Annotated in this window: 20 protein-coding genes and 1 pseudogene; 19 read left to right on the top strand and 2 right to left on the bottom strand. The window is 72.1% G+C overall.

Annotated features, from left to right (window positions below):
* Positions 1 to 43: 43 nt before the first annotated feature.
* Positions 44 to 988 carry a DUF3515 domain-containing protein gene (locus ACFWGD_RS01435; RefSeq protein WP_377776730.1) on the bottom strand — a complete coding sequence of 315 codons (945 nt, stop codon included), beginning with the start codon at positions 986 to 988 and terminating at the stop codon, positions 44 to 46.
* Between the two features lie 53 nt (positions 989 to 1,041).
* Here ACFWGD_RS01435 and ACFWGD_RS01430 point away from each other — a divergent pair, with 53 nt between their 5' ends.
* From ACFWGD_RS01430 to ACFWGD_RS01345, 18 genes and pseudogenes are all read left to right on the top strand, one after another.
* Positions 1,042 to 1,992: a thiamine-phosphate kinase gene (locus ACFWGD_RS01430; protein ID WP_377776729.1), complete on the top strand. Its 951-nt coding sequence runs from the start codon at positions 1,042 to 1,044 to the stop codon at positions 1,990 to 1,992.
* A complete protein-coding gene (locus tag ACFWGD_RS01425) occupies positions 1,992 to 2,705 on the top strand; it encodes a uracil-DNA glycosylase (RefSeq protein WP_377776728.1) in 714 nt (237 codons plus the stop codon). Before ACFWGD_RS01430 ends, ACFWGD_RS01425 begins: the two co-directional genes overlap by 1 nt.
* Positions 2,706 to 2,715: 10 nt before the next feature.
* Complete coding sequence (locus ACFWGD_RS01420) at positions 2,716 to 4,323, top strand: DAK2 domain-containing protein (RefSeq protein WP_377776727.1); 1,608 nt, start codon at positions 2,716 to 2,718, stop codon at positions 4,321 to 4,323.
* A 12-nt stretch (positions 4,324 to 4,335) separates the two neighbouring features.
* A complete protein-coding gene (locus tag ACFWGD_RS01415) occupies positions 4,336 to 6,492 on the top strand; it encodes an ATP-dependent DNA helicase RecG (protein WP_377776726.1) in 2,157 nt (718 codons plus the stop codon).
* Between the two features lie 33 nt (positions 6,493 to 6,525).
* The gene (locus tag ACFWGD_RS01410; RefSeq protein ID WP_377776725.1) at positions 6,526 to 6,780 is read left to right on the top strand and encodes a biotin/lipoyl-containing protein; all 255 of its coding nucleotides are present in this window, start codon (positions 6,526 to 6,528) and stop codon (positions 6,778 to 6,780) included.
* Positions 6,777 to 7,355 carry a 16S rRNA (guanine(966)-N(2))-methyltransferase RsmD gene (rsmD, locus tag ACFWGD_RS01405; RefSeq protein WP_377776724.1) on the top strand — a complete coding sequence of 193 codons (579 nt, stop codon included), beginning with the start codon at positions 6,777 to 6,779 and terminating at the stop codon, positions 7,353 to 7,355. Before ACFWGD_RS01410 ends, rsmD begins: the two co-directional genes overlap by 4 nt.
* Complete coding sequence (gene coaD, locus ACFWGD_RS01400) at positions 7,352 to 7,825, top strand: pantetheine-phosphate adenylyltransferase (RefSeq protein WP_377776723.1); 474 nt, start codon at positions 7,352 to 7,354, stop codon at positions 7,823 to 7,825. The genes rsmD and coaD overlap by 4 nt, the downstream gene beginning before the upstream one ends.
* A gap of 121 nt (positions 7,826 to 7,946) precedes the next feature.
* Positions 7,947 to 8,762, top strand: a complete 816-nt coding sequence (locus ACFWGD_RS01395) for a DivIVA domain-containing protein (RefSeq protein WP_377776722.1) — start codon at positions 7,947 to 7,949, stop codon at positions 8,760 to 8,762.
* A 50-nt stretch (positions 8,763 to 8,812) separates the two neighbouring features.
* On the top strand, positions 8,813 to 9,415 hold the full coding sequence (locus ACFWGD_RS01390) for a YceD family protein (protein WP_377776721.1): 603 nt from the start codon (positions 8,813 to 8,815) through the stop codon (positions 9,413 to 9,415).
* Complete coding sequence (gene rnc, locus ACFWGD_RS01385) at positions 9,412 to 10,146, top strand: ribonuclease III (protein ID WP_377776720.1); 735 nt, start codon at positions 9,412 to 9,414, stop codon at positions 10,144 to 10,146. The genes ACFWGD_RS01390 and rnc overlap by 4 nt, the downstream gene beginning before the upstream one ends.
* Positions 10,147 to 10,149: 3 nt before the next feature.
* Positions 10,150 to 11,049 carry a bifunctional DNA-formamidopyrimidine glycosylase/DNA-(apurinic or apyrimidinic site) lyase gene (gene mutM / locus ACFWGD_RS01380; RefSeq protein ID WP_377776719.1) on the top strand — a complete coding sequence of 300 codons (900 nt, stop codon included), beginning with the start codon at positions 10,150 to 10,152 and terminating at the stop codon, positions 11,047 to 11,049.
* The gene (locus tag ACFWGD_RS01375) at positions 11,046 to 12,344 is read left to right on the top strand and encodes a glycosyltransferase 87 family protein (protein WP_377776718.1); all 1,299 of its coding nucleotides are present in this window, start codon (positions 11,046 to 11,048) and stop codon (positions 12,342 to 12,344) included. Before mutM ends, ACFWGD_RS01375 begins: the two co-directional genes overlap by 4 nt.
* A 5-nt stretch (positions 12,345 to 12,349) precedes the next feature.
* Complete coding sequence (locus ACFWGD_RS01370) at positions 12,350 to 13,828, top strand: alanine/glycine:cation symporter family protein (protein WP_377777007.1); 1,479 nt, start codon at positions 12,350 to 12,352, stop codon at positions 13,826 to 13,828.
* Positions 13,825 to 14,115, top strand: a complete 291-nt coding sequence (locus tag ACFWGD_RS01365; RefSeq protein WP_377776717.1) for an acylphosphatase — start codon at positions 13,825 to 13,827, stop codon at positions 14,113 to 14,115. The genes ACFWGD_RS01370 and ACFWGD_RS01365 overlap by 4 nt, the downstream gene beginning before the upstream one ends.
* Positions 14,116 to 14,166: 51 nt before the next feature.
* Positions 14,167 to 17,664, top strand: a complete 3,498-nt coding sequence (smc, locus tag ACFWGD_RS01360) for a chromosome segregation protein SMC (protein ID WP_377777006.1) — start codon at positions 14,167 to 14,169, stop codon at positions 17,662 to 17,664.
* A 92-nt stretch (positions 17,665 to 17,756) separates the two neighbouring features.
* Positions 17,757 to 19,169, top strand: coding sequence for a sigma factor-like helix-turn-helix DNA-binding protein (locus ACFWGD_RS01355; protein ID WP_377776716.1), 1,413 nt, complete (start codon positions 17,757 to 17,759; stop codon positions 19,167 to 19,169).
* A gap of 47 nt (positions 19,170 to 19,216) precedes the next feature.
* Positions 19,217 to 20,092, top strand: a pseudogene (locus ACFWGD_RS01350) (ABC transporter ATP-binding protein); the annotation flags it as partial.
* Positions 20,092 to 21,177 (top strand): ABC transporter permease, encoded by a 1,086-nt coding sequence (locus ACFWGD_RS01345; RefSeq protein ID WP_377776715.1) that lies wholly within the window; start codon positions 20,092 to 20,094, stop codon positions 21,175 to 21,177. The pseudogene ACFWGD_RS01350 and the gene ACFWGD_RS01345, both read left to right, overlap by 1 nt.
* Position 21,178: 1 nt before the next feature.
* On the opposite strand, the gene ACFWGD_RS01340 is transcribed toward ACFWGD_RS01345, so the two are convergent.
* Positions 21,179 to 22,564 carry an FAD-binding oxidoreductase gene (locus ACFWGD_RS01340; RefSeq protein ID WP_377776714.1) on the bottom strand — a complete coding sequence of 462 codons (1,386 nt, stop codon included), beginning with the start codon at positions 22,562 to 22,564 and terminating at the stop codon, positions 21,179 to 21,181.
* An 86-nt stretch (positions 22,565 to 22,650) separates the two neighbouring features.
* Between ACFWGD_RS01340 and ftsY the strand changes: the two genes are divergently transcribed.
* Positions 22,651 to 24,318, top strand: a complete 1,668-nt coding sequence (gene ftsY / locus ACFWGD_RS01335; RefSeq protein ID WP_377776713.1) for a signal recognition particle-docking protein FtsY — start codon at positions 22,651 to 22,653, stop codon at positions 24,316 to 24,318.
* Positions 24,319 to 24,389: the final 71 nt, after the last annotated feature.

Raw genomic sequence — 24,389 nt, 5'->3', positions numbered from 1 at the left:
CGAAAAGTGACGCCGGAGATGGAGGGCGGTGGCCGTCGTAAAGCTATTGCTCGCTCGGAGAGATGTTGCTCAAGTTGGCGGAGATGATGTCGGAGAGCATCGGCAGGACGCCGGACGCCTCGGACACGGGGAGGTGGACGGCGACGAAACGCTCGCGGCCCATCGCGTACCAGGTGCCCACGTCACCGGAGGTCAACGACGGCTCGGAGAACCAGACGATGTCGTTGATCTGGGTCAGCTGCTCCTCGGTGTCCGCGTACCCCGGGGGCACGCCGACGCCGCAGCGCAGGGAAATGAGATTGCCCGTGTCATCGGCCCACACGACGGAACCGGCGGGCAGATCCGCATCGTCGAGGCGGTCGCGGTCGCCGATCTCCCCGGGCAGCGCGGCGAGAAGGGAAGAGCAGCGGTCGTCGGCGTCATCGGCGGCCAGATCCGTCAACGGGATCGGATTCGGGGCGGGGGCGTCGCCGTGCTCGGCGTCGGCGAGCATCGCCCCCGACAGCTCCGGGATGGCGTCGGCGCGGGAACCGCTGGCCGTCACCGCCACCACCGGGGTGCGACCGACGGAAAACCACGTTGCCAGGTCGACGCCCTCGGAGGCGTCGTCGACGCGGACCCACGTCACGCCGTCATGATCCTCGGTGGCCGACAACTCCGTGTACTGCACCGGCACGGACGCGCCGCAGCGCAGCGTCACGCGCTCATCGGCGGTGTTGCGCCACACGGCAGCACCCACCGGGGCGGGCTCGGCGAGCTCGGCGCGCACGAGGCCGTCGAGACGATCGGGCAGGCGGTCGAGGAGCTCGGCGCACTTCGGGGAATCGTTGTCCGGCATCGGCGGCGACGACAGCATCACCGGATTGCGCGCCTGATCATCCTGGAACAGCTTCGCCCCGACGATGACGGCGAGGGCGAGCACAACGGCGAGGGCCAGTGCGATGCCCGCACGGCGACGGTTACCCTGAGCCTGAACGTTTTCTCCCATGTGGGAAAAGTCTACTTCGCCCTCGGGGCGGAAGGATCGGTGACCCCAAAGCCATGACAACAGCAGGAGAAGCCGGCGAACACGCCGTCATCGCGGCCATCCGGGAAGCCGCCCCCTCGGCCAGGAACGGCGACGACGCCGCCGTCCTGTCCATGACGACGCCCAACGCCCGCTACATCGCCTCGACCGACATGCTCGTCGAAGGCCGGCACTTCTCCCTGGACTGGTCCACCCCCGAACAAGTCGGGGCGAAGGCGGCGGTGCAGAACTTCGCCGACATCGAGGCCATGGGGGCGCGGCCGACGGCGATCCTCATGGGACTGTCCGTCCCCGCCGACACCGAACTCGACGTGGTCCGAGGCATCGCCACGGGCCTGCGCGAACAAGGCCGCAAATGCGCCGCCGAACTCGTCGGCGGCGACGTCGTCGGCGGTGAATCGCTGGTCATTTCCATCACCGCGATGGGCGAGCTCGGCGGTCCGGGGCGGCCGCTGGTGCGCTCCGCCGCCCGCCCCGGCGACACCGTCATCGCCGCCGGGCGCATCGGGCACTCGGGCGCCGGCCTGGACCTGCTGCAGCGGTACGGCTCGCCGTCGGCGGTGCCGGAGAAGTTTCGCGAGCTCGTCGACGCCCACCTCGTCCCCGACTTCGCCTACGGCCGCGGGCCGGTCGCCCGTGCGGCAGGCGTCAACGCACTGACGGACAACTCCGACGGGCTGATCGTCGACCTCACCGAGATCGCCTCGGCGTCGAACATCACCATCGACGTCGACGAAGACGCCGTCGCACCGTCCGAGCTGCTCATGGCCGCCGCCGACTGCCTGGACACCGACCCCTGGCGGTGGGTCCTCGCGGGCGGGGAGGACCACACCCTGCTGGGCACGACGCCGGGCGAGCCGCCGACGGGATTCCGGCGCATCGGCACCGCCCACCGTGACCGCGGCCTGCCCGTCACCGTCGGCGGCCGCGAACCGTGGCTGCGCGGGGGATGGGTGAGCTTCTGATGGCCGACTCCAGCGCCGATCCCAACTCCGACTCCAACACCGACCCCCATTCGCGCGCCCTTCCCGTCGAGGCCGGGTGGGCCCGCGCGCTGGAGCCGGTCGCCGACCGCATCCACGCGATGGGCGACTTCCTCCGCGCCGAAAACGACGCCGGCCGCGGCTACCTGCCGTCGGGCGACGACGTCCTGCGGGCGTTCACCACGCCTTTCGACGACGTCCGCGTCCTCATCGTCGGCCAGGACCCGTATCCCACCCCGGGCCACGCGATGGGCCTGAGCTTTTCGGTCCACCCCGACGTCCGCCCGTTGCCGCGTTCGCTGGCCAACATCTACCGCGAGTACGAATCCGACCTGGGCTTGACGCCGCCGGAGCACGGCGACCTCTCCCGGTGGACGCACAACGGCGTGGCGCTGTTCAACAGGGTGCTCACTGTCGCCCCCGGCCAGCCCGCATCCCACCGCCGCAAGGGCTGGGAGGACATCACCGCCGAGGCCATCCGCGCCCTGGCCCGCCGCGACGCCCCGATGGTCGCCATCCTCTGGGGCCGCGATGCCCAGACCGCCCAGAAGCTGCTCGGCGACGTCCCGTGCATCTGCTCCGCGCACCCCTCGCCGCTGAGCGCCTCCCGGGGCTTCTTCGGCTCCCGCCCGTTCTCCCGCGCCAATGACGCGCTGCGCTCGATGGGCGCTGAACCGGTGGACTGGACGCTGTAATATGCCCGCCATGTCCTCGCCCGACCGGCCCGCCAAGCTCGCCCGCATCGACGGCGCATCCCTGCTCAGCTGGGCCCGCCGCTGCGTCGCCGTGCTGGAGCGCCGCCGCGAGGAGATCAACGAGCTCAACGTGTTCCCGGTGCCCGACGCCGACACCGGCTCCAACATGGCCGCCACGATGTCGGCGGCGCTGGCCGAAGCGGAGGCGTCGCAAAGCAACCAAGACCCGGCCCCGGACGCGCACAACGACGCGCACGACATCGCCATCGCGCTGGCCGCCGGTGCGGTGCGGGGCGCGCGGGGCAACTCGGGGACGGTCCTGTCGCAGGTCCTGCGCGCGCTGGCCGAGGCCGCGGCGCCCGGCGGTTTCGGCGGCGAGCACGTGCAAAATGCGCTGGACACGGCGGTGAAGCACGTCGATCGGGCCATCGCCGATCCGGTGGAGGGGACGATCCTCACGGTGCTGCGTCAAGCCGCCGTCGCCGCGGGGCAGCGAGATCCGGGCGACCTCGTCGACGTCATCGCGGCGGCTTCGGAGGCCGCGCGGCAGGCCCTCGACCGCACGCCCACGCAGCTGCGGGCGCTGCGCGAGGCCGGCGTCGTCGATGCGGGCGGTGCGGGGCTAGTGCTGCTTCTCGACGCGCTTCTCGACGAAGTGTCCGGCCAGGCCCCCGACGACCCCGACCTCCACGTCACGGCGTCCGCGGCCGACGGCCCCGAGCTGGAGGTGATGTTCCTCATCGACGTCGCCGACGACCGCCTCGACGAGTTCCGCTCCACCATGCACGCGCTGGGCAATTCGATGGTCCTGGCCGGCGAGGGAGGGCAGCGGCACATGATGCACATCCACTCCGCCGACGCCGGCGCGATCATCGAGGCCGCGCTGGATTTCGGGCGGCCCGAGAACATCCGCATCGAGGTCATCGACACCGTGGCCCAGGGTGCCGCGGCGCAGGAGGCGCCGACGCGCTCCCTGCTGGCCGTCGCGCCGGCGGGGCCGATCGCCGAGCTGTTCGCCTCCGCGGGGGCGACGCCGGTGGGGCCCGACGGCGACGTCGTCGGGGCGATCCTCGGCGCCATCGCGGGCATCCCCGGCGACGGCGAGGTGCTGCTGCTGCCCAACGGGCTGGTGGGCAACCGCGAGCTGATCCAGGTGGAGCTGGCGGCCCAGGCCGGCGGGCATTCCATCACCATCCTGCCCACGGCGACGCTGGCCAACGGCCTGGCCTCCGTCGCCGTGCACGACCCGACGATCCCGCTGGCCGTCGACGCCTACGCCATGAGCGAGGCGTCCGCCGGCATGCGCACCGCCACCCTCGGCGCCGCCCCGAGCGCCGGTCTGACCGCCGCCGGGCCCTGCGCCAAGGGCGACGTGCTGGCCACCGTCGGCGGCGACATCCTCGTCGTCGCCGACACCGTCGCCGAAGGGCTGACCCGCACCGTCGAGCTGATGCTGCGCTCCGGCGGCGAGCTGGTCACCGTGCTGCTGGGCACCGGCGTCGACCCCGAGTCGGCCACCGCCCTGCGCCGCCGCCTGGAGGACGTCGCGCCCGGCGTCGACGTGGCGGCCTACGCCGCCGACGGCATGGCCGAGCTCGCCCAGATCGGCGTGGAGTAGCGGGGGCGGGCGATGCTGGGCTGGTTGGCCACGGCCACGGCGATGACGCCGCTGAAGTTCGTCCTCGATCCGAAGGCCGCCCGCAAGGCCGAGCAATCCCTCGGCGCGACGTCGGTGGGCGAGCTGCTGAGCATCCTGCCCCAGCGCTACGCCGCCCAGGGCCATAGCCTCGACGTCTCCTATGCCCAGGTCGGAGAGTCGATTACGGCGGTCGTGGAGGTCGTGAGCGTCGTCAAGCACGAAATACCCCCCGCCACACGCCGGCGGGAGGCGGTGCGTCACCCCCTGCAGGTGACCGTCACCGACGGCGTGCGCACCATGCCGATGCCCCTTTTCGGGCAGTCGTGGCTGGGCAACGTGCTGCGCCCGGGCATGCGGCTGCTGGTGCTGGCGACGCTGGGGGAGTTCCAGATGAAGGTGCAGCTGACCAACGCCGACATCATGGTCATGGGCGCCGACGGCAAGCCGGGGGCGGCGACGGGCAAGCTGAAGAAGCTCGTCGACGGCGTCGACGGCATGGCGGAGGTCCGCAACCTGCTGGCCCGGCCGTATCTGCCCATTTACCGGGGCCGCAAGGGGCTGCCGGGGATCATCATCGCGCTGTACATCCGGCGCGTGCTGCGGTGGCTGCCGCGGCAGCCCGAGCCGCTGCCGGAGTTTCCGGGCGCGCTGCCGACCTTCGACACGGCCCTGCGCGACGTGCATTTCCCCGGCGCCGACGGCCCCATGGGCGCGATCAACCGCCTGAAGTACGACGAGGCCCTGGAGCTCCAGCTGGCCCTGGCGCTGCGCCGCGCGGGCAACGCCGATCGCGTCGCCCCGCAGTGCCCGCCGGCCGACGAGCCGAGCCGCGCGTCGGCCCTGGCCGACAACCTCCCCTTTGAGCTGACCGGCGGCCAGCGCCGCGTCCTGGGCGACGTCTCCGGCGATCTCTCCCGCGCGACGCCCATGAACCGCCTGCTGCAGGGCGAGGTCGGTTCCGGCAAGACCGTCGTGGCGCTGCTGGGCATGCTGCAGGTCGCCGACGCCGGCCGCCAGAGCGCGCTGCTCGCCCCGACGGAGGTCCTGGCGGCGCAGCATGCGCGCACGATTGCGGGTTTGCTTGACGACGCCGGCGTCGACGCCACCGTGACGCTGCTGACCGGTTCGATGTCGGTGGGCGAGAAGCGCGCCGCCCTGCTGGACATCGTGTCGGGGGAGGCGGCGATAGTCGTCGGCACGCATGCCCTGCTCAGCGAGGGCGTGGATTTCTTCGACCTGGGGCTGGTGGTCATCGACGAGCAGCACCGGTTCGGCGTGCGGCAGCGCGACCGGCTGCGCGAGCGCGGGCGCGACGGGATGACGCCGCACGTGTTGGTGATGACGGCGACTCCGATTCCGCGCACCCTGGCCATGACCGTGTTCGGCGACCTGGACGTCTCGGAGCTCGCCGAGCTGCCGGGGAAGCGGCAGAAGGTGACCACGATCGTGGTGCCGAGCGTCGAAAAGCCCTCGTGGGAGGCGCGTGCGTGGGAGGTCATCCGCGAGGAGGTCGACGAGGGGCACCGGGCGTTCGTCGTGTCGCCGCGGATCATGGGCGAGGGCGAGTCCGTCGAGGACAATTTCGACCTGGCCCGGAGGAACCTGCCGGGGGTCGACGTCGGTTTCCTGCACGGGCGGATGGCGGCGGAGGAGAAGGCGGCGGCGATGGCGGATTTCGTCGCCGGCCGCACGTCGGTGCTGGTGGCCACGACGGTCATCGAGGTCGGCGTCGACGTGCCGGAGGCGACGGTGATGATGATCCGCCGCGCCGAAAGTTACGGCGTCTCTCAGCTCCACCAGCTGCGCGGGCGCGTTGGCCGAAGCGAGCTGGCCGGGCGGTGCTTCCTGTGCACCGAGACGCTTCCCGGCTCCCCGGAGCGGGCGCGGCTCGACGAGATCGCGGCGACCAACGACGGTTTCGCGCTGGCGGAGATCGACGTGCGCACCCGCAAGCACGGCGACGTCCTCGGCGAGGGGCAGTCGGGACTCAGCGCCGGGCTGGGGTTGCTCGACCTCGGCGAGGACAAGCGGATCATCGAGCGGGCGCGCGACGACGCGGCGCTGCTCGTCGCCCGCGACCCCGACGCTGCCGTGACGCTGACCTACGACATCACCGACGAGGAAGCCGGATTCCTGGACCGCAGCTGAGTGGGCGGGCGCGGCGCCCGTAGACTCTGGGGCATGAGCGAAACGAACGGTGACGACGGCGCCGTGGTCGTGTGCGCCCCCTTCGCGGGAGTGGCGCGGCTGCAGGTCGCCGAAGGCGATGACGTGACCACGGGGCTGCCCGTCGCGGTGGTCGAGGCCGTGAAGCTGGAGGCCCCCGTCCCGGCGCCGTGCCCGGCGACCGTGGTGAAGGTGCTGGTGGGGGACTTTTCCGACGTTTCCGGCGGCGACCCGCTGGTGATGCTGGCGCCGAAGGAGCCGCGCCGATGACCCGCATCATCGCCGGCGTGGCCCGGGGCCGGAAGCTGGTGGCGCCGAAGGGCGACGCGACCAGGCCTACGACCGACCGCGCGCGGGAGGCCATCTTTTCGTCGTGGTCGTCGCGCTTCGGCATCGAGGGCACGACCGTGCTGGACCTTTTCGCCGGCTCCGGTGCGCTGGGCCTGGAGGCCGCCTCGCGCGGGGCCGCCGAGGTCGTGCTCGTGGAATCGCATCCGGCGGCGTGCCGGGCGATCCGAACGAACATCGACACCGTCGGCCACCCGCGGGTCACCCTGGCCGAGATGAAGGCGTCGACGTACCTGGCGGGCGCGCCGGGTGATCATTTCGACCGCGTCATCGCCGATCCGCCGTATGAGCTGGCGGGGGAGGCTGTCACCGAGATGCTCGGGGCGCTGCGCCCGGCGTTGCGCGACGGCGCCGTGGTCACCGTCGAGCGGCATTCCTCCGACGACGAGACCGTCTGGCCGGAGGGTTTCGGCATCCTGGAGCAGAAGCTCAAGCGCCGCATCCACGGGCTGGCGCGCTTCGACACCGCGATTTACCGACGAGGGGAAGACCAATGACCCACGCCTGCTGCCCCGGTTCGTACGACCCGTTGACCAGTGGCCATCTCGACGTCATCCAGCGCACCTCGAGGCTTTTCGACGAAGTCACCGTGCTGGTGACGCACAACCCCAACAAGGAGGGGATGTTCACGCCCGAGGAACGGATGCGCCTGATCGAGCAGTGCACCGGCCACCTGGGCAACGTCCGCGTCGACTCGTGGTCGCAGCTGCTGGTGGACTACACCACCGAGCATGGCATCGCGACGCTGGTCAAGGGCCTGCGCTCGGCCACGGACTACGAGTACGAGGTTCCCATGGCGCAGATGAACCGCCGCATGAGCGGCGTGGACACCATGTTCATCGAGGCCGACCCGAAGTACGGCCACGTGTCGTCGACCCTGATGAAGGAAGTCGTCCGCTACGGCGGTTCCGTCGAGGGCCTCGTGCCCGACCCGGTGCAGGCGGCGCTGCGGGCGCGGCTGACGTAGCGGCCGGTGGCGCGGGTCCCGGCGCGGGTGAGAGGGCCGGGGAGGGGGCCGTCGTCAAGCCGGAAAACGCCGTGGCCAGCAATCACCGCGAACGTGCAGGTCATCGCGTAACCTGAGCGGCATGTACCGCGTCTTTGAATCCCTCGATGAACTTGTCCAGACCGTCGAGGAAGCCTATGGCGTCCCGATGACGGCGAACTGCATGGTGCCGCGCCGCGACGTGCTGGTGCTTCTCGACGAATTGCGCAACGCCTTCCCCGCCGAGCTCGACGACGCCCAGGACGTGCTCGACCAGCGCGACGTGATCATCAGCGACGCCGAGGCGTCGGCGGCCGAGTCGATCGCCGCCGCCGAGGAAGAGGCGCGCCGGATCATGGACGAGGCGGAGGACCGCGCCCGCCGCATGGTGGAGGACGCGGAGAACCGCGCCCACGTCACCGTGTCGGAGGCCCAGGACGAGGCCGACCGCCGCCGCGCCGACGCCGACCGCGAGTACCACCAGGTCACCGAGCGCGCCGCCTCCGAGGCCGACCGCCTGGTCGCCTCCGGTAACGCGGCCTACGACCGCTCGGTCCAGGACGGCCTCGCCGAGCAGCAGCGCCTGGTGTCCGAGTCGACCGTCGTCCACGAGGCGAACGAGGAGGCCCGCCGGGTCGTCGAATCCGCCTACGCCGATTCCAACCGCCTGCGCGGCGAGTGCGACGTGTACGTCGACGGCAAGCTCGCCGAGTTCGAGGCGTCGCTGTCGGAGACGCTGCGCTCCGTCGGCCGCGACCGTTCCGCGCTGCGCAAGGGCGCCGGTGCCGTGGGCGCCGGTGGCGCGGACCGCACCGACCGCACCGAGCGGCTCGACCGGGATGACCGCCTGGACCGCGACGACCGCGGCGATCTGGGCGCGGAGCGCCAGTACGACCGGGGCGGGGACTACCGCCGCTGACGCCGGTCGCCGTCGTGGACGGCGGGCCGGGGAGGTAGGATGACGGCATTATGACTGCCGTTTCCCCTTTCGTGTTTGACGTGGGCCGGGTGTTGCGCGAAGGCGCCCCCGAGCCCTTTTCCCGTGTCGGAGACACCCCGGAGCGCATCGGCGCCGAGATGATCGCCGTGCAGCAGGGGGCCGAGGTGCGCCTCGACGGCGTGGTCACCCCCCTGGGCGGCGGCGTCCTCATCGACGCCGACGTCCGCGCCCCGCTGCAGGGCCAGTGCGTCCGCTGCCTCGGCGACCTCGCCGACGAGCTGGACATCCACGTCTCCACGGTGTTCTCCGCCGGCGAGGGCTTCCTCACCGGCGACGTCGACGACGAGGACGCCGCCGAGGATCTGCCCGAGCTCGACGGCGATCTGGCCGACATCACCCAGGCCGTCATCGACGAGGCGGTCGTGGCGCTGCCGTTCAACCCGACGTGCGAGAACGTGGAGAACCGCCCCTGCCACGGCGAGGACACCGGCGTGCCCGCCCCCGACGGCGTCGCCGGCGAGCAGGGCGACGCGCCCGACCCGCGCTGGGCGGGCCTGGCCGAGAAGTTCGGCGACCTGGGCTCCACTGATGCGGGCTCCACCGACGCAGGCTCCGCCGGGGACGAGAAGTGAGCCGGAAGCGGCGCCTCAGCGGTGAGGCCGCGCGCCAGGCGGCGTTCACCTCGGTCGACCATGCGCCGCTGCTGCAGCGCCTGGGCGTCGACCTCGAGGACGACCGCCTGTGCCTGGCGCTGACGCACCGCAGCTTCGCCAACGAAAACGGCAACCTCACCAACAACGAGCGCCTGGAGTTCCTGGGCGACGCCGTGCTGGGCATGTGCGTCGCCGAGGAGCTCTACCGCCGCTTCCCGGATCGCGCGGAGCAGGACATCTCCAAGATGCGCGCGGGCGTGGTCAACATGTACGCGCTCGCCGACCTGGCGCGCCGCATCGAGCTCGGCGAGCACATCCTGCTCGGCCGCGGCGAGAAGTCCACGGGCGGCGCCGACAAGCATTCGATCCTCGCCGACACCGTCGAGGCGCTGCTGGGCGCGATTTACCTGCAGCATGGCTTCGCCACGTCCCAGGCCACGATCCTGCGCCTGTTCGACGCGATGATCGACGAGGCCCCGACGCAGTCGCGCGGCCGCGACTGGAAGACGCTGCTGCAGGAGCGCCTGTCGGCGAAGAACTTGCCGGCCGCGGAATACGTCGTCAGCTCCGAGGGCCCGGACCACGCCCGCACGTACTCCGTCGAGCTGCTCGTCGACGGCGCCGTCCGCGGCACGGGCACGGGCGCGACGAAGAAGGAAGCCGAGATGCTCGCCGCCGAGCAGGCGCATTCGGCTCTCGGCCAGGGGTGACGGGTGCCTGAGCTTCCCGAGGTGGAGACCATCCGCCTCGGCCTCGACCCCCACGTCCGCGGCCGCCGCATCGCCGCCGCCCGCGTCCTGCGCGATCGCGCGGTGCGCCGGCAGCCGGGTGGCGCGCCCGAGTTCGGGCGGCGCCTGGTCGGCCGGACGATCACCGGCACGGGCCGGCGGGGCAAGTTCCTGTGGCTGTCGCTTGACGACGGCTCGGCGCTGCTCATCCACTTGGGCATGAGCGGCCAGCTGATCGTGCCGGGGCCGGACACCCCGCAGTCGCCGCATGTGCGCGCGGTGCTGGAACTCGATGGCGGGAGTGAACACGGGGGAGAGCACGCGGAGGAGCACGCGGACGGCCTTACGTTGCAGTTCCGCGACCAGCGGACGTTCGGCTGGGTGTGGGCCTGCGACGCCGACGGCGGGGGAGTGCCGGCCCCGGCGGCCCACATCGCCCGCGACCTCATGGACCCGGCCGTCGATCCCGTGGAGCTGGCCCACTCCATCCGCCGCCGCACCAGCGGCATCAAGCGGGTCCTGCTCAACCAGGAGGTCGTCTCGGGCATCGGCAACATCTACGCCGACGAAATGCTCTGGGCCGCCCGCGTCCACGGGGAAACCCCGGCCGATGAGCTGTCGGTGCGCACGCTGGCCAAGCTCCTGCGCGCCGGCCGCGAAGTGATGGGCCGGGCGATCTCCGTCGGCGGCACCAGCTTCGATTCCCTCTACGTCAACGTCAACGGCGAATCGGGCTACTTCGCCCGCGATCTGGAGGCCTACGGCCGCGAGGGCGAGCCCTGCAGCCGCTGCGGCGCGCCGATCGTGCGCTCCACCTTCATGAACCGCTCCAGCTACCACTGCCCGCGGTGCCAGAAGCTCGCGCGAATCCGGAAGGCCCCATGACCCGCGACATCACCGACTCCCGCCGCGACTCGGCCACCGGACCCCTGGACCGGGTGGCCGAGGTCCTGCGCCTGCGGTGGGTGCGCGCCGTCATCGTCGTCGCCTTCCTCGCGTTCGCGGCGACGAAGCTCATCGACTTCTCGGGCGGGGCGCGTTACTTCCTCGACGCCGACGTCTACGTCGTCGGTGGCCGCCGCGTCCTCGACGGCCTGCCGCTGTACGAGGGCACGTTCCCCACGACCATCGACGTCTGGCTGCCGTTCACGTATCCGCCCGTCGCCGCGCTGCTGTTCGCGCCGCTGGCGCTGATCCCGCTGCAACTGGTCTTCGTCCTGGTCACCGCCGCCACGATCGGCGGGCTGTGGTGGGTGCTGCGCGAGGTCGTCGTCAAGCTGGGCGAAATGCGCACCGCCGACGCCGCGTGGCTGGCGCTGGCGCTGACCGCGGCCCTGCTGTGGTTCGGGCCCGTGCACACGACGATCGCATTCGGGCAGGTCAACGTCATCTTGATGATGCTCGTGGCCATCGACGTCCTCGTCGTCCCCCCGAAATACCGCGGCCTGCTCACCGGCGCGGCCATCGCCGTGAAGCTCACGCCCGCCGTGTTCGGCCTGTGGTTCCTGCTGCGCCTGGACTGGGCCGGCATCGCGCGCATCGCCGCCTCCGCCGGCGGCCTGACGCTGATCGGGCACCTGGCGCTGACGGAGGATTCGACGCGGTACTGGACCGACACGCTGATCAACACCGGGCGCATCGGCGGGCCGATGTACGCCTCCAACCAGTCCATCGACGCCGAACTGTGGCGCCTGGGCCTGCACACCGAAGAATCCGGCGGCGGCCTGTGGCTGGGGCTGGTGGTGCTCGCGCTGGCCGTCACGGTCGCCGTCATGCTGCGGCTGCTTCGCGACGGCCACGCCTTCCTCGCCGCGTGCGCCAACGCGCTGTTCGGGCTGCTCGCCTCGCCCGTGTCGTGGTCGCACCACTGGGTGTGGGTGCCGGTGATGATCGTCGCCGTGGTCATGCTCGTTCTCAGGAACGGGGACGGCGGCGGCCCGCATCCGGGCTCCCGCGCCGGGAAGCTGCCGTGGATTTTCGCGGGCACCGGGCTGGCGTGCTTCGCCCTCGAACCGCAGGCCCTCGCACCGGCCGAACAGGCCCGTGAACTGGACTGGAGTGCCTTCTGGCACGTGTTCGGCAACACCTACCTGTGGTGGGCCATCGCGGCGATGGCAATGCTGTGGTTCCTGTCAAGGCGTTTACCGTCGGCTGATGCGGGTCTAATGTCACGTTCATGAGTTGGATGGAAAGCGCCACGAGCGCCGTCACTGCCTGGAACGACAAGTACTGGCTGTTCATGATCGCCCTGCTGGTGCTCGCGGGGCTGTACTTCTGCGCCCGCACGTTCGTGGTGCAGATCCGCTACCTGCCGGAGATGTTCCGCGCCATCGGCGAAAAGCCGTCGGACATCTCCGAGGGCGTCAAGGGCATCTCGAGCTTCAAGGCGTTCACCATTTCCGCCGCGTCGCGCGTGGGCACCGGCAACGTCGCCGGCGTGGCGGTGGCCATCTCCACCGGCGGCCCCGGCGCCGTGTTCTGGATGTGGCTGCTGGCGATCATCGGCGGCGCGACCAGCTTCGTCGAATCCACCCTGGCGCAGCTGTACAAGGTCAAGGACAAGGAGTCCTACCGCGGCGGACCGGCGTACTACATCACCCGCGGCCTGGGCGAGAAGTTCCGCTGGCTGGCCATCCTCTTCGCCCTGGCCATCACCGTGACCTACGGCTTCGTGTTCAACGCCGTGCAGTCGAACTCCATCACCGCCGCCGTCGCCGAGTCGACCGGCAACGACTCCATGGGCACCAAGGCGATCATCGGCCTGGTCCTCGCCGCGGCCACCGGCCTGATCATCTTCGGCGGCGTGCAGCGCATCTCCAAGTTCACCCAGGTCATCGTGCCGGTCATGGCGATGGCGTACATCATCCTGGGCCTCATCGTGCTCGTCATCAACTGGCGCGAGGTGCCGGCGATGCTGGCGCTGATCGTCGAGCATGCGCTGGGCATCCGCGAGATCGCCGGCGCCGCGGTGGGCACCGCGATCATGCAGGGCATCCGCCGCGGCCTGTTCTCCAACGAGGCCGGCATGGGCTCGACCCCGAACGCGGCGGCGACGTCGTCGGTGTCGCACCCCTGCAAGCAGGGCCTGATCCAGACCCTCGGCGTCTACTTCGACACCATCATCGTCTGCACCGTGACCGCGGTGATCATCCTGCTGTCCAACCCGGAGTACGGCACGGGCGCCGAGGGCACCTCGCTGACGCAGGCGGCGCTGGCCGCGCAGATCGGCGCGTGGGGCATCCACGCGGTGACGGTGATCATCTTCTTCCTGGCGTTCTCGTCGATCATCGGCAACTACTACTACGCCGAGGCCAACGTGCCGTTCCTCAACGGCAAGAAGGCGGTGCTCAACGTCGTGCGCGGGCTCATCGTCCTGTGCGTGCTGGGCGGCGCCCTCGGCTCTGTGCCGCTGGTGTGGGCGCTTGCCGACGTTTTCTCCGCACTGATGGCCACCATCAACATCGCCGCGATCCTGCCGTTGGGCGGCGTGGCCGTGGCGCTGCTGGGCAACTACGCGGCGCAGAAGGCAAAGGGCCTCAACCCGGTCTTCCACCGCGATGACCTGCCGAACATCCGCGGCCACGAGAACATCGAGTGCTGGGACGGCACCGACCCGATGACCGTCCGCGCCGACGACGGCGGCGCCGCGCAGGTGGGCAAGTGACCGGATCGACGCAGCCCGGCTCCCGTCTGACCGCGTGGGCCCACGGCCACGTCCAGGGCGTCGGTTTCCGCTGGGCCACCCGCGTCCGCGCCCTCGAGCTGGGGCTGACGGGGTACGCGAAGAACTACCCCGACGGCCGCGTGCTCGTCATCGCCGAAGGGGAAGCGGCCGCCTGCGAGGCACTGCTCGACTGGCTCGAGGGCCCCGATGCCCCGGGCTCGGTGTCCACCGTCATCGCCGACTTCGGCGACGCCCGCGGCGGTTATGGGGGCTTCGAGCGCAAATAGAGCCCCGGGGTTGCCCGGTTCCGGGCGCCCGGCATGGCACAATCATCGGTCGTGCACCTCAAATCGCTGACCCTCAAGGGATTCAAGTCCTTCGCGTCGGCGACCACGCTGAAGTTCGAGCCGGGCATCTGCGCGGTCGTCGGCCCGAACGGCTCCGGCAAGTCCAACGTCGTCGACGCCCTGGCGTGGGTGATGGGCGAGCAGGGCGCCAAGACCCTGCGCGGCGGCAAGATGGAGGACGTCATCTTCGCCGGCACCTCGGGCCGCAAGCCGCTGGGCCGGGCCGAGGTGACGCTGACCATCGACAATGCCGACGGCGCGCTGCCGATCGGCTATTCCGAGGTCTCGGTGACGCGCCGCATGTTCCGCGACGGCGCCAGCGAGTACGAGATCAACGGCTCCCGCTGCCGCCTCATGGACGTCCAGGAGCTGCTCAGCGATTCCGGCATCGGCCGCGAGATGCACGTCATCGTCGGCCAGGGCCGCCTGGCCCAGATCCTGGAGTCCCGGCCGGAGGATCGCCGCGCCTTCATCGAGGAAGCCGCCGGCGTGCTCAAGCATCGGCGTCGCAAAGAAAAGGCCCAGCGCAAGCTGCAGGCCATGCAGGGCAACCTGGACCGGCTGGAGGATCTGGTCGGGGAGCTGCGCCGCCAGCTCAAGCCGCTGGCCCGGCAGGCGGAGGCCGCGCGCCGCGCGCAGACCGTCCAGGCGGATCTGCGGGAGGCCAGGCTGGCTCTCGCGGCGGCGGATCTGGTGGCCCTGCGGGAGTCGCTTGACGACGCCGCCGCGCAGGCCCAGGCCGTCGCCGCCAAGGTGGCGGCGGAGGAAGCCGTGGCCGAGGCTGCCGCGGAACGCCGCGATGATCTGGAATCCGAGCTCGAGGACGTCACCCCGCGCGCCGACGCCGCCCGCGAACTGTGGTTCCGGCTGTCGGCGCTGGCCGAGCGCGTGGGGGCGACGCGCCGCATCGCCGCCGACCGCGCCGCCGATTCGGCGCCGGCGCCGTGGACCGGCCAGGATCCCGAGGAGCTGGAGGCACGCGCCGAGCGCGCCGCGGCCGAGGAAGAAGAACTGGCCGAGGCCGAGTCGGAGGCCCGCGAGCGGCTCGAATCCGTCCGCGACGTCCTGGGCGAGGCCGAGGACGCGTTCCGCGCCGCCGATTCCGAGCACATGGCGCAGGTCCGCGCGCTGGCCGACCGCCGCGAGGGTGTCGTCAGACTCGTCGCGGCAGAGGAGTCCCTGCGGGTGCGCATCGAATCGGCCGAGGCGGAGTCGGCGCGCTTGGCCGAGCACGTCGCCGAGGCCGGGCAGCGCCGCGATGACGCCGCCGCCGCGCTCGACGATGCGGCGGAGGCCTTCGCCGACGCCGAGACCGCGCGCCCCGAGCTGGCCCGCGCCCACGAGCGCGCCGACGCCGAAGCCGCCGCGGCCACCGCCCGCGTGAAGGAGCTGCGCGATCGGGAACGGGCGCTGGAAAAGTCCGTTTCCGGCCTGTCGGCGCGCATCGAGGCCCTCGACGCCTCCCGCCGGGCGGCGGCCACCGACGGCGCCGGGTGGCTGCGCGACGCCCATGGCCTCTCCGCCCTGTCGGAGGCGCTGCACGTCACCGGCGGGTGGGATTCGGCCATCGCCGCCGCCCTCGGACCCGCCGCCGAGGCGCTCGTCGCGGCGTCGGCAGATTCCGCCGACGACATGATTTCCCTGCTGTCCGACGCCGAAGCCGGCCGCGCCACCGTCGTCGAGCCCGGTACCGGCTCGAGTTCGGGTACTGACTCCGGCTGGCGCCTCGACGTCGACGCCCCGAGCGGCTGCACGTGGGCGCTCGATGCGGTCGAGCACCCGCCGGAGCTGGCCGCGGCACTGTCTGCGCTGCTCGTCGACGTCGTCCTGTGCCCAGACGCCGCCACCGCACGCCGGGTCGTCGCCGAGGACAACCGGCTGCGGGCGGCGACCGCCGACGGGCGCCTCCACGGCCCCCGGTGGGTCGCCGGCGGCGCCGGGGGCGCGCGCTCCAGCGTCGAAATCGGCGCGGGCATCGCCGCCGCCGAAGAGGAACTGGCCGCCGCCCGGACGGAACTGGCCGACCTCGCCGGCGTCCTGGCCGGCGCCGTCGCCGAAGAAGAGGACCGCCGCACCGACGCCGCCGCGGCCCGCGCCGCCCTGCGCGAGCACGAGCGCGGCCTGAAAACCCTCAAGGACGCCCGCACCCGCGCGCAGTCGCAGCTCGCCGGAGTCGACCACGACGCCGAGCGCGCCGGCGCCCGCCGCGACGAGGCCGAAGCGCGCCTGGTGACCCTGCGCGGCGAACTCGACGAGGTGGCCGACCGCCTCGCCCGCGTCGACGACGACCCAGCCGACGGCGAGCCCTCCACCGAGGACCGCGACCACGCCGCCGCCGCGCTCGCCCAGGCCCGCGCCATGGAAACCGAGGCCCGGCTGGCCCTGCGCACCGCCGAGGAGCGTTCGGGAGGAGTCAGGGGGAAGGCCGAACGGCTGCGTCGCCAAGCAACGTCCGAACGACAGGCCCGTGCCCGCCACGAGGCTGCGCAGGTGCGCCGGGAACGCTCGCGCCTGCTGGCCGCCACCGTCGCCGAACTGTCCGGCGAGGTGGCCGAGCAGGTGTCGGTGTCGCTGGAACGCGCCGGCGCCGACCGCGAGGAACTCGACGCCGCCCGCACGGCCATCGCCGCGGAACTGAACAAGGCCCGCGCCGACGCCAACGCGGCGGCCAAGCGCGTCGCCGAACTCACCGACGGCGCCCACCGCGGCGACATCGCCCGCGCCGAGGCGCAGCTGCGCGTGGACCAGGCGGAGGAGACCATCGTCGACCAGCTCGGCGTGCCCGTCGCCGACCTGCTCGACTCCCACGCGCCGGGGGAGGGCTTCGACCGCGCGGCCGCCGAGGCCCGCCTCAAGCAGGCGGAGAAGGACCTGCGCGTCCTCGGCCGCGTCAACCCGCTGGCGCTGGAGGAGTTCAAGGCGATGGAGGAGCGCCACGACTTCCTGGCCACCCAGCTCGACGACGTCCGCCGCGCCCGCAAGGACCTCCTCGACGTGGTCGAGGACGTCGACGAGACGATCCTGCGGCTGTTCACCGAGGCGTGGTTGGACGTGGAGCGGGAGTTCCCCAGGGTCTTCGACACCCTCTTCCCGGGCGGCGAGGGGCGGCTGATCCTCACCGAGCCCGACGACATGCTGGCCACCGGCATCGAGGTCGAGGCGCGGCCGCCGGGCAAGAAGGTCAAGCGGCTGTCGCTGCTGTCGGGCGGCGAGAAGTCGCTGACGGCGCTGGCGATGCTCGTGGCCATCTTCCGCGCGCGCCCCAGCCCGTTCTACGTCCTCGACGAGGTCGAGGCCGCGCTTGACGACGTCAACCTGCGACGCCTCATCGCCCTGCTGGAGGAATTGCGCGAATCTTCTCAGCTGATCGTGATCACGCACCAGAAGCCGACGATGGATGTCGCAAATGTGCTGTACGGCGTGACCATGCGGGGCGATGGCGTGACCCGCGTGATCTCGCAACGGATGTCGCCGGAAACCGGAGAATAGCGGGCACTGCCGGAAATCGTCCGGGCGCATCCGGAAACTGGGATATGATCTCGGTCGACCGACCCAGAACCGACTCCCGGAGGTGGCCGACGATGCAGCAGTCGGACCAGCGATTCGACGCGCATCAGGCGCTGGCCCAGTGGCTGGCGCTGGCCGGCGACGTGCCATCGGAGATGTCGCCGCTGCCGGCGACCGCGCATTCGATGCTCGGCGAGGTCTGCGGGTCCCATGGGCAGCTCATCGCCGCGGCGATCGGGGAGATCTCCGGGGCCGTCGGCGGCGACCCGCGGTGGCCGATGATCCTGCGCGAGCGGCTGATCACCCGCCGCACGCTCGACAGCATCGGCACGGAGCTGGGGCTGACGCGCGAGCGCGTGCGCCAGCTGGAGTCGACGCTGCGGGCGAAGCTCGACGACTGCGCCTTCGTCGGCCTGGTCATCGACGGCGTGCGCCGCCGGCTGCACCCCTTCGCCCACGTCACGGAAATCCTCGCGGCGGTGCCGGCGCTGGCGGACCCGATCCCGGGCCTGACCGTCAATTGCCTCGACGTCGTGGAGGCGCTGGCCCCGGATTGGTCCATGGTGGGCTGCGGGTGGCTGGTCGCGGAGGGCACCGCCGAGCGCATCGACGACATCCTCGCCGAGCGCGCCGACGCCGTGGGCACCGTCGAGGTCCGCGCCGCCGCCGAGGAGCTGGGCGTGGGGGAGGCGGAACTCGCCGACTACCTGGCCACCGTCGGGCGCCGGTTCCTGTTCCGCGGCCGCGTGATCAACCGGGACCGCTCGATCGGCGACCGGGCGCTGGCCATTCTCACGCTGGCCGATGGCGCCATGACCACGGCGCAGCTGGCCGAGCTCATCCCGGGCCGGACCAGGCCGTCGATACGCAACGCGCTCAGCGCGGAGCCCGCGATCATCCGCTGCGCCCCCGACACCTGGACCACCGCCGGCCGGGAGGGCGCCGTGCCCGTCAACCACGCGAGGCCGGAGCTGACCGGGTCGATGTACCTGCACGGCGGCCGCTGGTCGGTGCTCGTCGACGCCGATGCCGTGATGGCCACCGACGAGTCCGTGGCCATCCCGCACGCGATCCCGGCGCTCGCCGGTGCGGCGTTCGACGCGCCGGTGCGCCTGTCCGGCGACGGGTGCTCCGCGTCGGTGCGGTGGCGGCGGCAGGGCGCGGTGGGCACGAGCATCGGCGCGACGCTGGCGGAGAGGGACTACCCGGGCGACCGGGTCCGCGTCATCGTCGAGGGCGGGTTCGAGGTCGTGCCGGTGCCGGAGACCACGGCGAGCGGCCCGTGGGCCGTGGCGTATTCGACGATGGGCCTGGGCGACCCCCCGGAGGATCCGCACGAGGCGCTGCGCATCGTCGCGGTCGCCATCGGGCTGCCCGCCGATGCCCCGTACTGCACCATCGCCGCCCGGCTGCGGCTGCGCGACCAGGCTTTCGTCGCCGATTCCCTCGCCGATGCGGTGGCGCAGGGGTATACGTTGGAGCCATGAGCATCATAGCCCGGTCCGTGCGCCGCACCTTCGGCGGACACGTCGCCATCGAGCATGCGGACGTCGACGTCGCACCCGGCCGGATCACCGGCCTGATCGGGCCCAACGGCAGCGGCAAGACCACGCTGCTGCTGGTGTTGGCCGGGCTGCTGGCGCCGGATTCCGGCAGCGTCGAGGTCGCCGGCGCCGACCCGTCGTCCGATGGCCCGTCGGCGCGCGCGGGCATCGGCTGGATGCCCGACCACGTGGGCGCGTGGGAGACGCTGACGTCCCACGAGATCGTCGCCAGCTTCGGCCGCCTCTACGGCCTGGCCCGCGACGTCGCCGACGCCCGGGCCACGGAGCTGCTCGCCGAGGTGGGCCTGTCGGAGTTCGCCGGTGCGCGCGTGCGCGTCCTGTCGCGCGGGCAGAAGCAGCGCCTGTCGCTGGCGCGGGCCCTGGTCCATGACCCGGCGGTGCTGCTTCTCGACGAACCGGCGTCCGGCATGGACCCCGACTCCCGCATGGCGCTGCGCGGCATTCTGCGCCGGCGGGCGGATGCGGGGGCGGCGATCGTCGTCAGCTCCCACATCCTGCCGGAGCTGGAGGAGATGGTCGACGATGTCATCATGATGCGCGACGGCCGCACACTGCCGGCGACCGCCGAGGACGCCGCCCCGACGTGGCGGCTGGCCGTTGTCGACGGTGGCGGTGACGGCGATGGCGCACTGCGCCGCTGGGCCGGGGCCGAAGATCCCGCCCTGGGCGTGGTCCTCGGCGGCGCGGATCCCGGCGACGGCCCCCGCGTGGCGTGGGCGGACTTCGCCGCCGAACCGGCCGCGGCTTCCGCGGCGCTGGCCCGGGCCCTGGCCGCCGGGGTGGTGGTGGCGTCCTTCGGCCGGAGGACGCTGGAATCCCGATACCTGGAATGGGGTGCGCGGTGATGAACGCCTTGCGCGAAGTGGTGTCCCTCGAGCTGACCCAGCGGGCGCGGTCGACGCGGTGGCGGGTGCTGCTGGTCGGCTGGTTCGTCGTGCTCGTGGGCACGGTGCTGCTGCAGACGCTGTTCTTCGGCTCCGTCGGCCCGGGGCTCTCCGGCGACGAAGAGGCGTGGGCACGCGCGTCGGCCGAAGCGATCGCCGGGGGAACCCTGCTGTTCGTGCTGCTCGTCGGCCTCCTGGTCGCCCCCGCCCAAACGGCGACGTCCATCAACGGCGACCGGCGCGATGGGGTGCTGGCCCTGATCCAGGCGGCGCCGGTGCCGGTCTGGGCGGTGGCCGTCGGAAAGCTCCTGGCCGCGTGGCTCGCATCGCTGGCCTTCCTGCTGGTGTCCCTGCCGGTGCTCATCTGGACGGTCGTGCGCGGCGGCATGCCGTGGTGGGCGATGCTGCTGGGCGTGGCCATCGTCGCGCTGCTGCTGCTGGCGGTGTCGGGCATGGGCCTGGGGCTGTCGGCGCTGACGCCGCGCACGGCGTCGTCGACGATGCTGTCGTACCTCATCGTCGCGGTGCTGGTCATCGGGCTGCCGGTGACGTTTCTGCTGTCCATGCCGCTTACCGAGCAGCGCGAAACGCGCCAGGTCGCGTACATGATGCGTTACGACGACAACCTCGACCTCGACGACACCTCCAGCTGGTGCCGGGAGGAGACCACCGAGATCCGGACCGTGGACACCCGGTCCATCGCGTGGCTGTTCCTGCCCAATCCCGTCGTCGTGCTGTCCGACGCCCTGCCGTACTCCGGGAGTGCGCCGGGGGTCACCCCGATCGTGCGCGATCTCGTCGACCGGTCCTTCCACGCGCCCGAGCATCAGCCGGAGACGTGCGCCGAGCTCGCCGCGTCCATGCGCGAGCCCGGCGACGGCCCGACCACCCAGTCCACGCCGCGGCCCGTGGAGGGGCGCCCGGGCTGGAAGTGGGGGCCGGGCCTGGCCATCAATCTGCTGCTCGGCGCGGCGGGCGTGGCCTTCGCCCACCGGCGGCTGAAGGTGCCCGCCGGGGAATTGCCGGCGGGCGTGCGCATCGCCTGAGTCAGGCCAGGGCCTTGCCTGGGTTGAGCAGCCCCTTCGGGTCCAGGGCGTTCTTGACCGCACGCTGGACGGCCACGCCGACGTCGCCGAGCTCCTCCGCGAGGAAGCGGCGCTTGAGCGTGCCGACGCCATGTTCGCCCGTCAGCGTCCCGCCCACGCGCAGGGCCTCGCGGAAGACGTCGCCGGCGGCCTGCCAGACCTCGTCGGGGACGTCGGCCGGGGTGGGCCCGTCGTAGATGAACACCGGGTGCAGGTTGCCGTCGCCGGCGTGGGCGACGGTGCAGATGGTCAGCCCGCGTTCGCCGGCGAGGTCGTCGATGAAGCGCATCATGTGCGCCAGCTGCGACCGCGGCACGCACACGTCCTCGGTCAGGGCGTGGCCCAGGCGCTCCTTGGCGGGGTAGGCCATGCGGCGGATGGCGATGAGCTGGTCGCCCTCGGCGGCATTGTCCGACACCGCGACGTCGTCGGCGCCGCCGGCGTGGAAGGCCTGCGCGATCAGCTCGGCGCGCCCGCGCGCATCCGGGCCGGTGACCTGCGAGAGCACCATGCCCCCGCAGCCGGCGAAGTCGGTGCCCTTCCACTCGTCGATGGCGCGCAGCGTGCGGCGGTCCATGAACTCCATCAGCTCCGGGTCCGCGCCCAGCCGCATCGCCGCAGACACGGCCCCAAGCGCCGCGTCGGCGGTGGGGAACGGCGCCAGCAGCGTCACGGGGTCGCCGGCGGGGCGGGGGACCAGGGCGACGGTGGCTTCGGTGATGACGCCGAGCGTGCCCTCGGATCCGCAGAACAGCCCGACGAGGTCGAGGCCGGACACGCCCTTGACCGTGTCGTGGCCGGTGCGCAGCACGCGGCCGTCGGCGAGCACGACCGTCAGCGACCGCACGGAATTGCGCGTGACCCCGTACTTCACGCAGCGCAGGCCGCCGGCGTTGGTGGCGATGTTGCCGCCGATGCTGGAGCTGTCCATGCTCGACGGGTCCGGCGCGTACATCAGGCCGTGCTCGGCCGCGGCGCGATCGAGGTCGCCGTTGATCACGCCGGCCTCGACGCGGGCGACGAAGTCGTCGGGTTCGATGGCCAGGATCCGGTCCATCTTCGCCAGCGACACGATCAGGCAGCCCGGCGTCGCGGTCGCGCCGCCGGACAGGCCCGTCCCCGCGCCCCGCGTGACGACGGGCACGTCGTGGGCATGGGCCCACGACATCGCCGCGGCGACGTCGTCGGTGGAGCGGGCGGTGACGGCGGCCAGGGGAGCCCCGGCGGCGATGACGTCGGTGCGGTCGCGGGCGTAGGTGTCCAGGACGTCGGCGTCGACGATGACGGCGCCGGGCGGCAGCGATTCGGTGAGGGCGCGGAGCAGTTCCTGCGGTGCGGGGGAAGCCATGCCGCCACTGTATTACCGGCCGTCCCGCCCGCCGCGCGCCCACCCGGGGCGAGCCGGACGGGCGCGAACCTGCAAGACTGGTGGGCATGACGGTTACGCAATGGATCATTCTCGCCGCGGTTGTCGTGGTGATTCTGCTGGTGATTCTCCTGCTGGTGGGCCTGGCCCGCCGGAAGAAGAACACCATCTCGTTCGAGGAGAAGAAGGCTCCGGAGGAGCTGACCCAGGCGGAGAAGTCCGGGAACTACCAGGCGACGGGCGGCTTCAATTTCGCCCCGGCGCAGACGAAGCAGCCGGAGAAGCAGCCGGATCTGCTGCCCGGCCAGGAACTGGGCACGCCGCCGGCACCGGACACGAAGAAGGCCCCGGAAACGAAGGCCGCCCCGACTGCGCCCCCGGTCCCGCCGACCCCGCCGCTGCCGCCGCGCCCCGAGGGGTCCGGCCTGGGCGAGGCCGACGTTGAGCCCGAGCCCGAGCCGGAGCCGGAGCTGGCCGAGACTGAGGTCGTCGAGCCCGTCGAGTCCGTCGACGACATGGAGGCCCCGAAGGTCCCCGAGGAGCTGGCCGATGAGCCGGCCCTGCCCGAGGTCGAGGATCTCGAGGAACCGGCCCCGGATGTGGTGCCGCCCGCCGACCTTGCGCCCGAGCCCGTTGAGCCCGAGCCGGTCGAGACTGAGCTTGTTGAGCCCGAGCCCGTGGAGACCGTGGAAGAGGAGGTCATCCGCGAGCCCGTCGCGGAGACCGCCCCCGTCGACGATCGCCCAGCCGATGTCGCCGACGTCGAGACCGAGGCCGTCGCCCCGGTCGAGCCGGAGCAGCCGCTCGACGACATCGATCCGACCGAGGGCCGCATCTCGCGCCTGCGCGGGCGCCTGTCCCGCTCGCAGGGCGCCATCGGCCAGTCGGTGCTGGGCATCCTCGGCGCCGGCGACCTGGACGAGGACGCGTGGGAGGAAATCGAGGACACGCTGATCATGGCGGACCTCGGAACTGCCGCGACGATGAACGTCGTCGAAAAGCTCCGCGAGCGCATCGCCTCCCGCGGCGTCGGCTCCGAAGCCGAGGCCCGCGCACTGCTGCGCGAGGTCCTCATCGAGGAGTGCGGCCCGGACCTGGACCGCTCCATCCGCGCGCTGCCGCACGAGGGCAAGCCGGCCGTGGTGCTCGTCGTCGGCGTCAACGGCACCGGCAAGACCACCACCACCGGCAAGCTCGCCCGCGTGCTCGTCGCCCAGGGCCACAATGTGCTCCTCGGCGCGGCGGACACCTTCCGCGCCGCGGCCGCCGACCAGCTGGAAACCTGGGGCCGCCGCGTCGGCGCCACCACCGTCCGCGGGCCCGAGGGCGCCGACCCCGCGTCGATCGCCTTCGACTCCGTGGCCAAGGGCATCGACGACGCCGCCGACGTGGTGCTCATCGACACCGCCGGCCGCCTGCACACCAAGACCGGCCTGATGGACCAGCTGGGCAAGGTCAAGCGCGTCGTGGAGAAGAAGGCCGCCGTCGACGAGGTCCTGCTCGTCCTCGACGCCACCGTCGGGCAGAACGGCCTGATGCAGGCCCGCACCTTCCGCGACGTCGTCGACATCACCGGCGTCGTGCTGACCAAGCTCGACGGCACCGCCAAGGGCGGCATCGTCTTCCAGGTCCAGCGCGAGCTCGGCGTGCCGGTCAAGCTCGTCGGCCTCGGCGAGGGCGCCGACCACCTCGCGCCCTTCGAGCCCGAGGGCTTCGTCGACGCTCTGCTGGGATAGAGCCGGGGTAGGTCCCGGACAGAAAAGGCCCCGGGTAACCGACCCGAAACACCCGCAACACCCGCGAAACA

This window comes from Corynebacterium sp. NPDC060344 (assembly GCF_042725215.1).
Taxonomy (GTDB): Bacteria; Actinomycetota; Actinomycetes; order Mycobacteriales; family Mycobacteriaceae; genus Corynebacterium.
The sequence above is the reverse complement of the archived record's forward strand: the minus strand, read 5'-3'. Positions and strand labels throughout refer to the sequence as shown.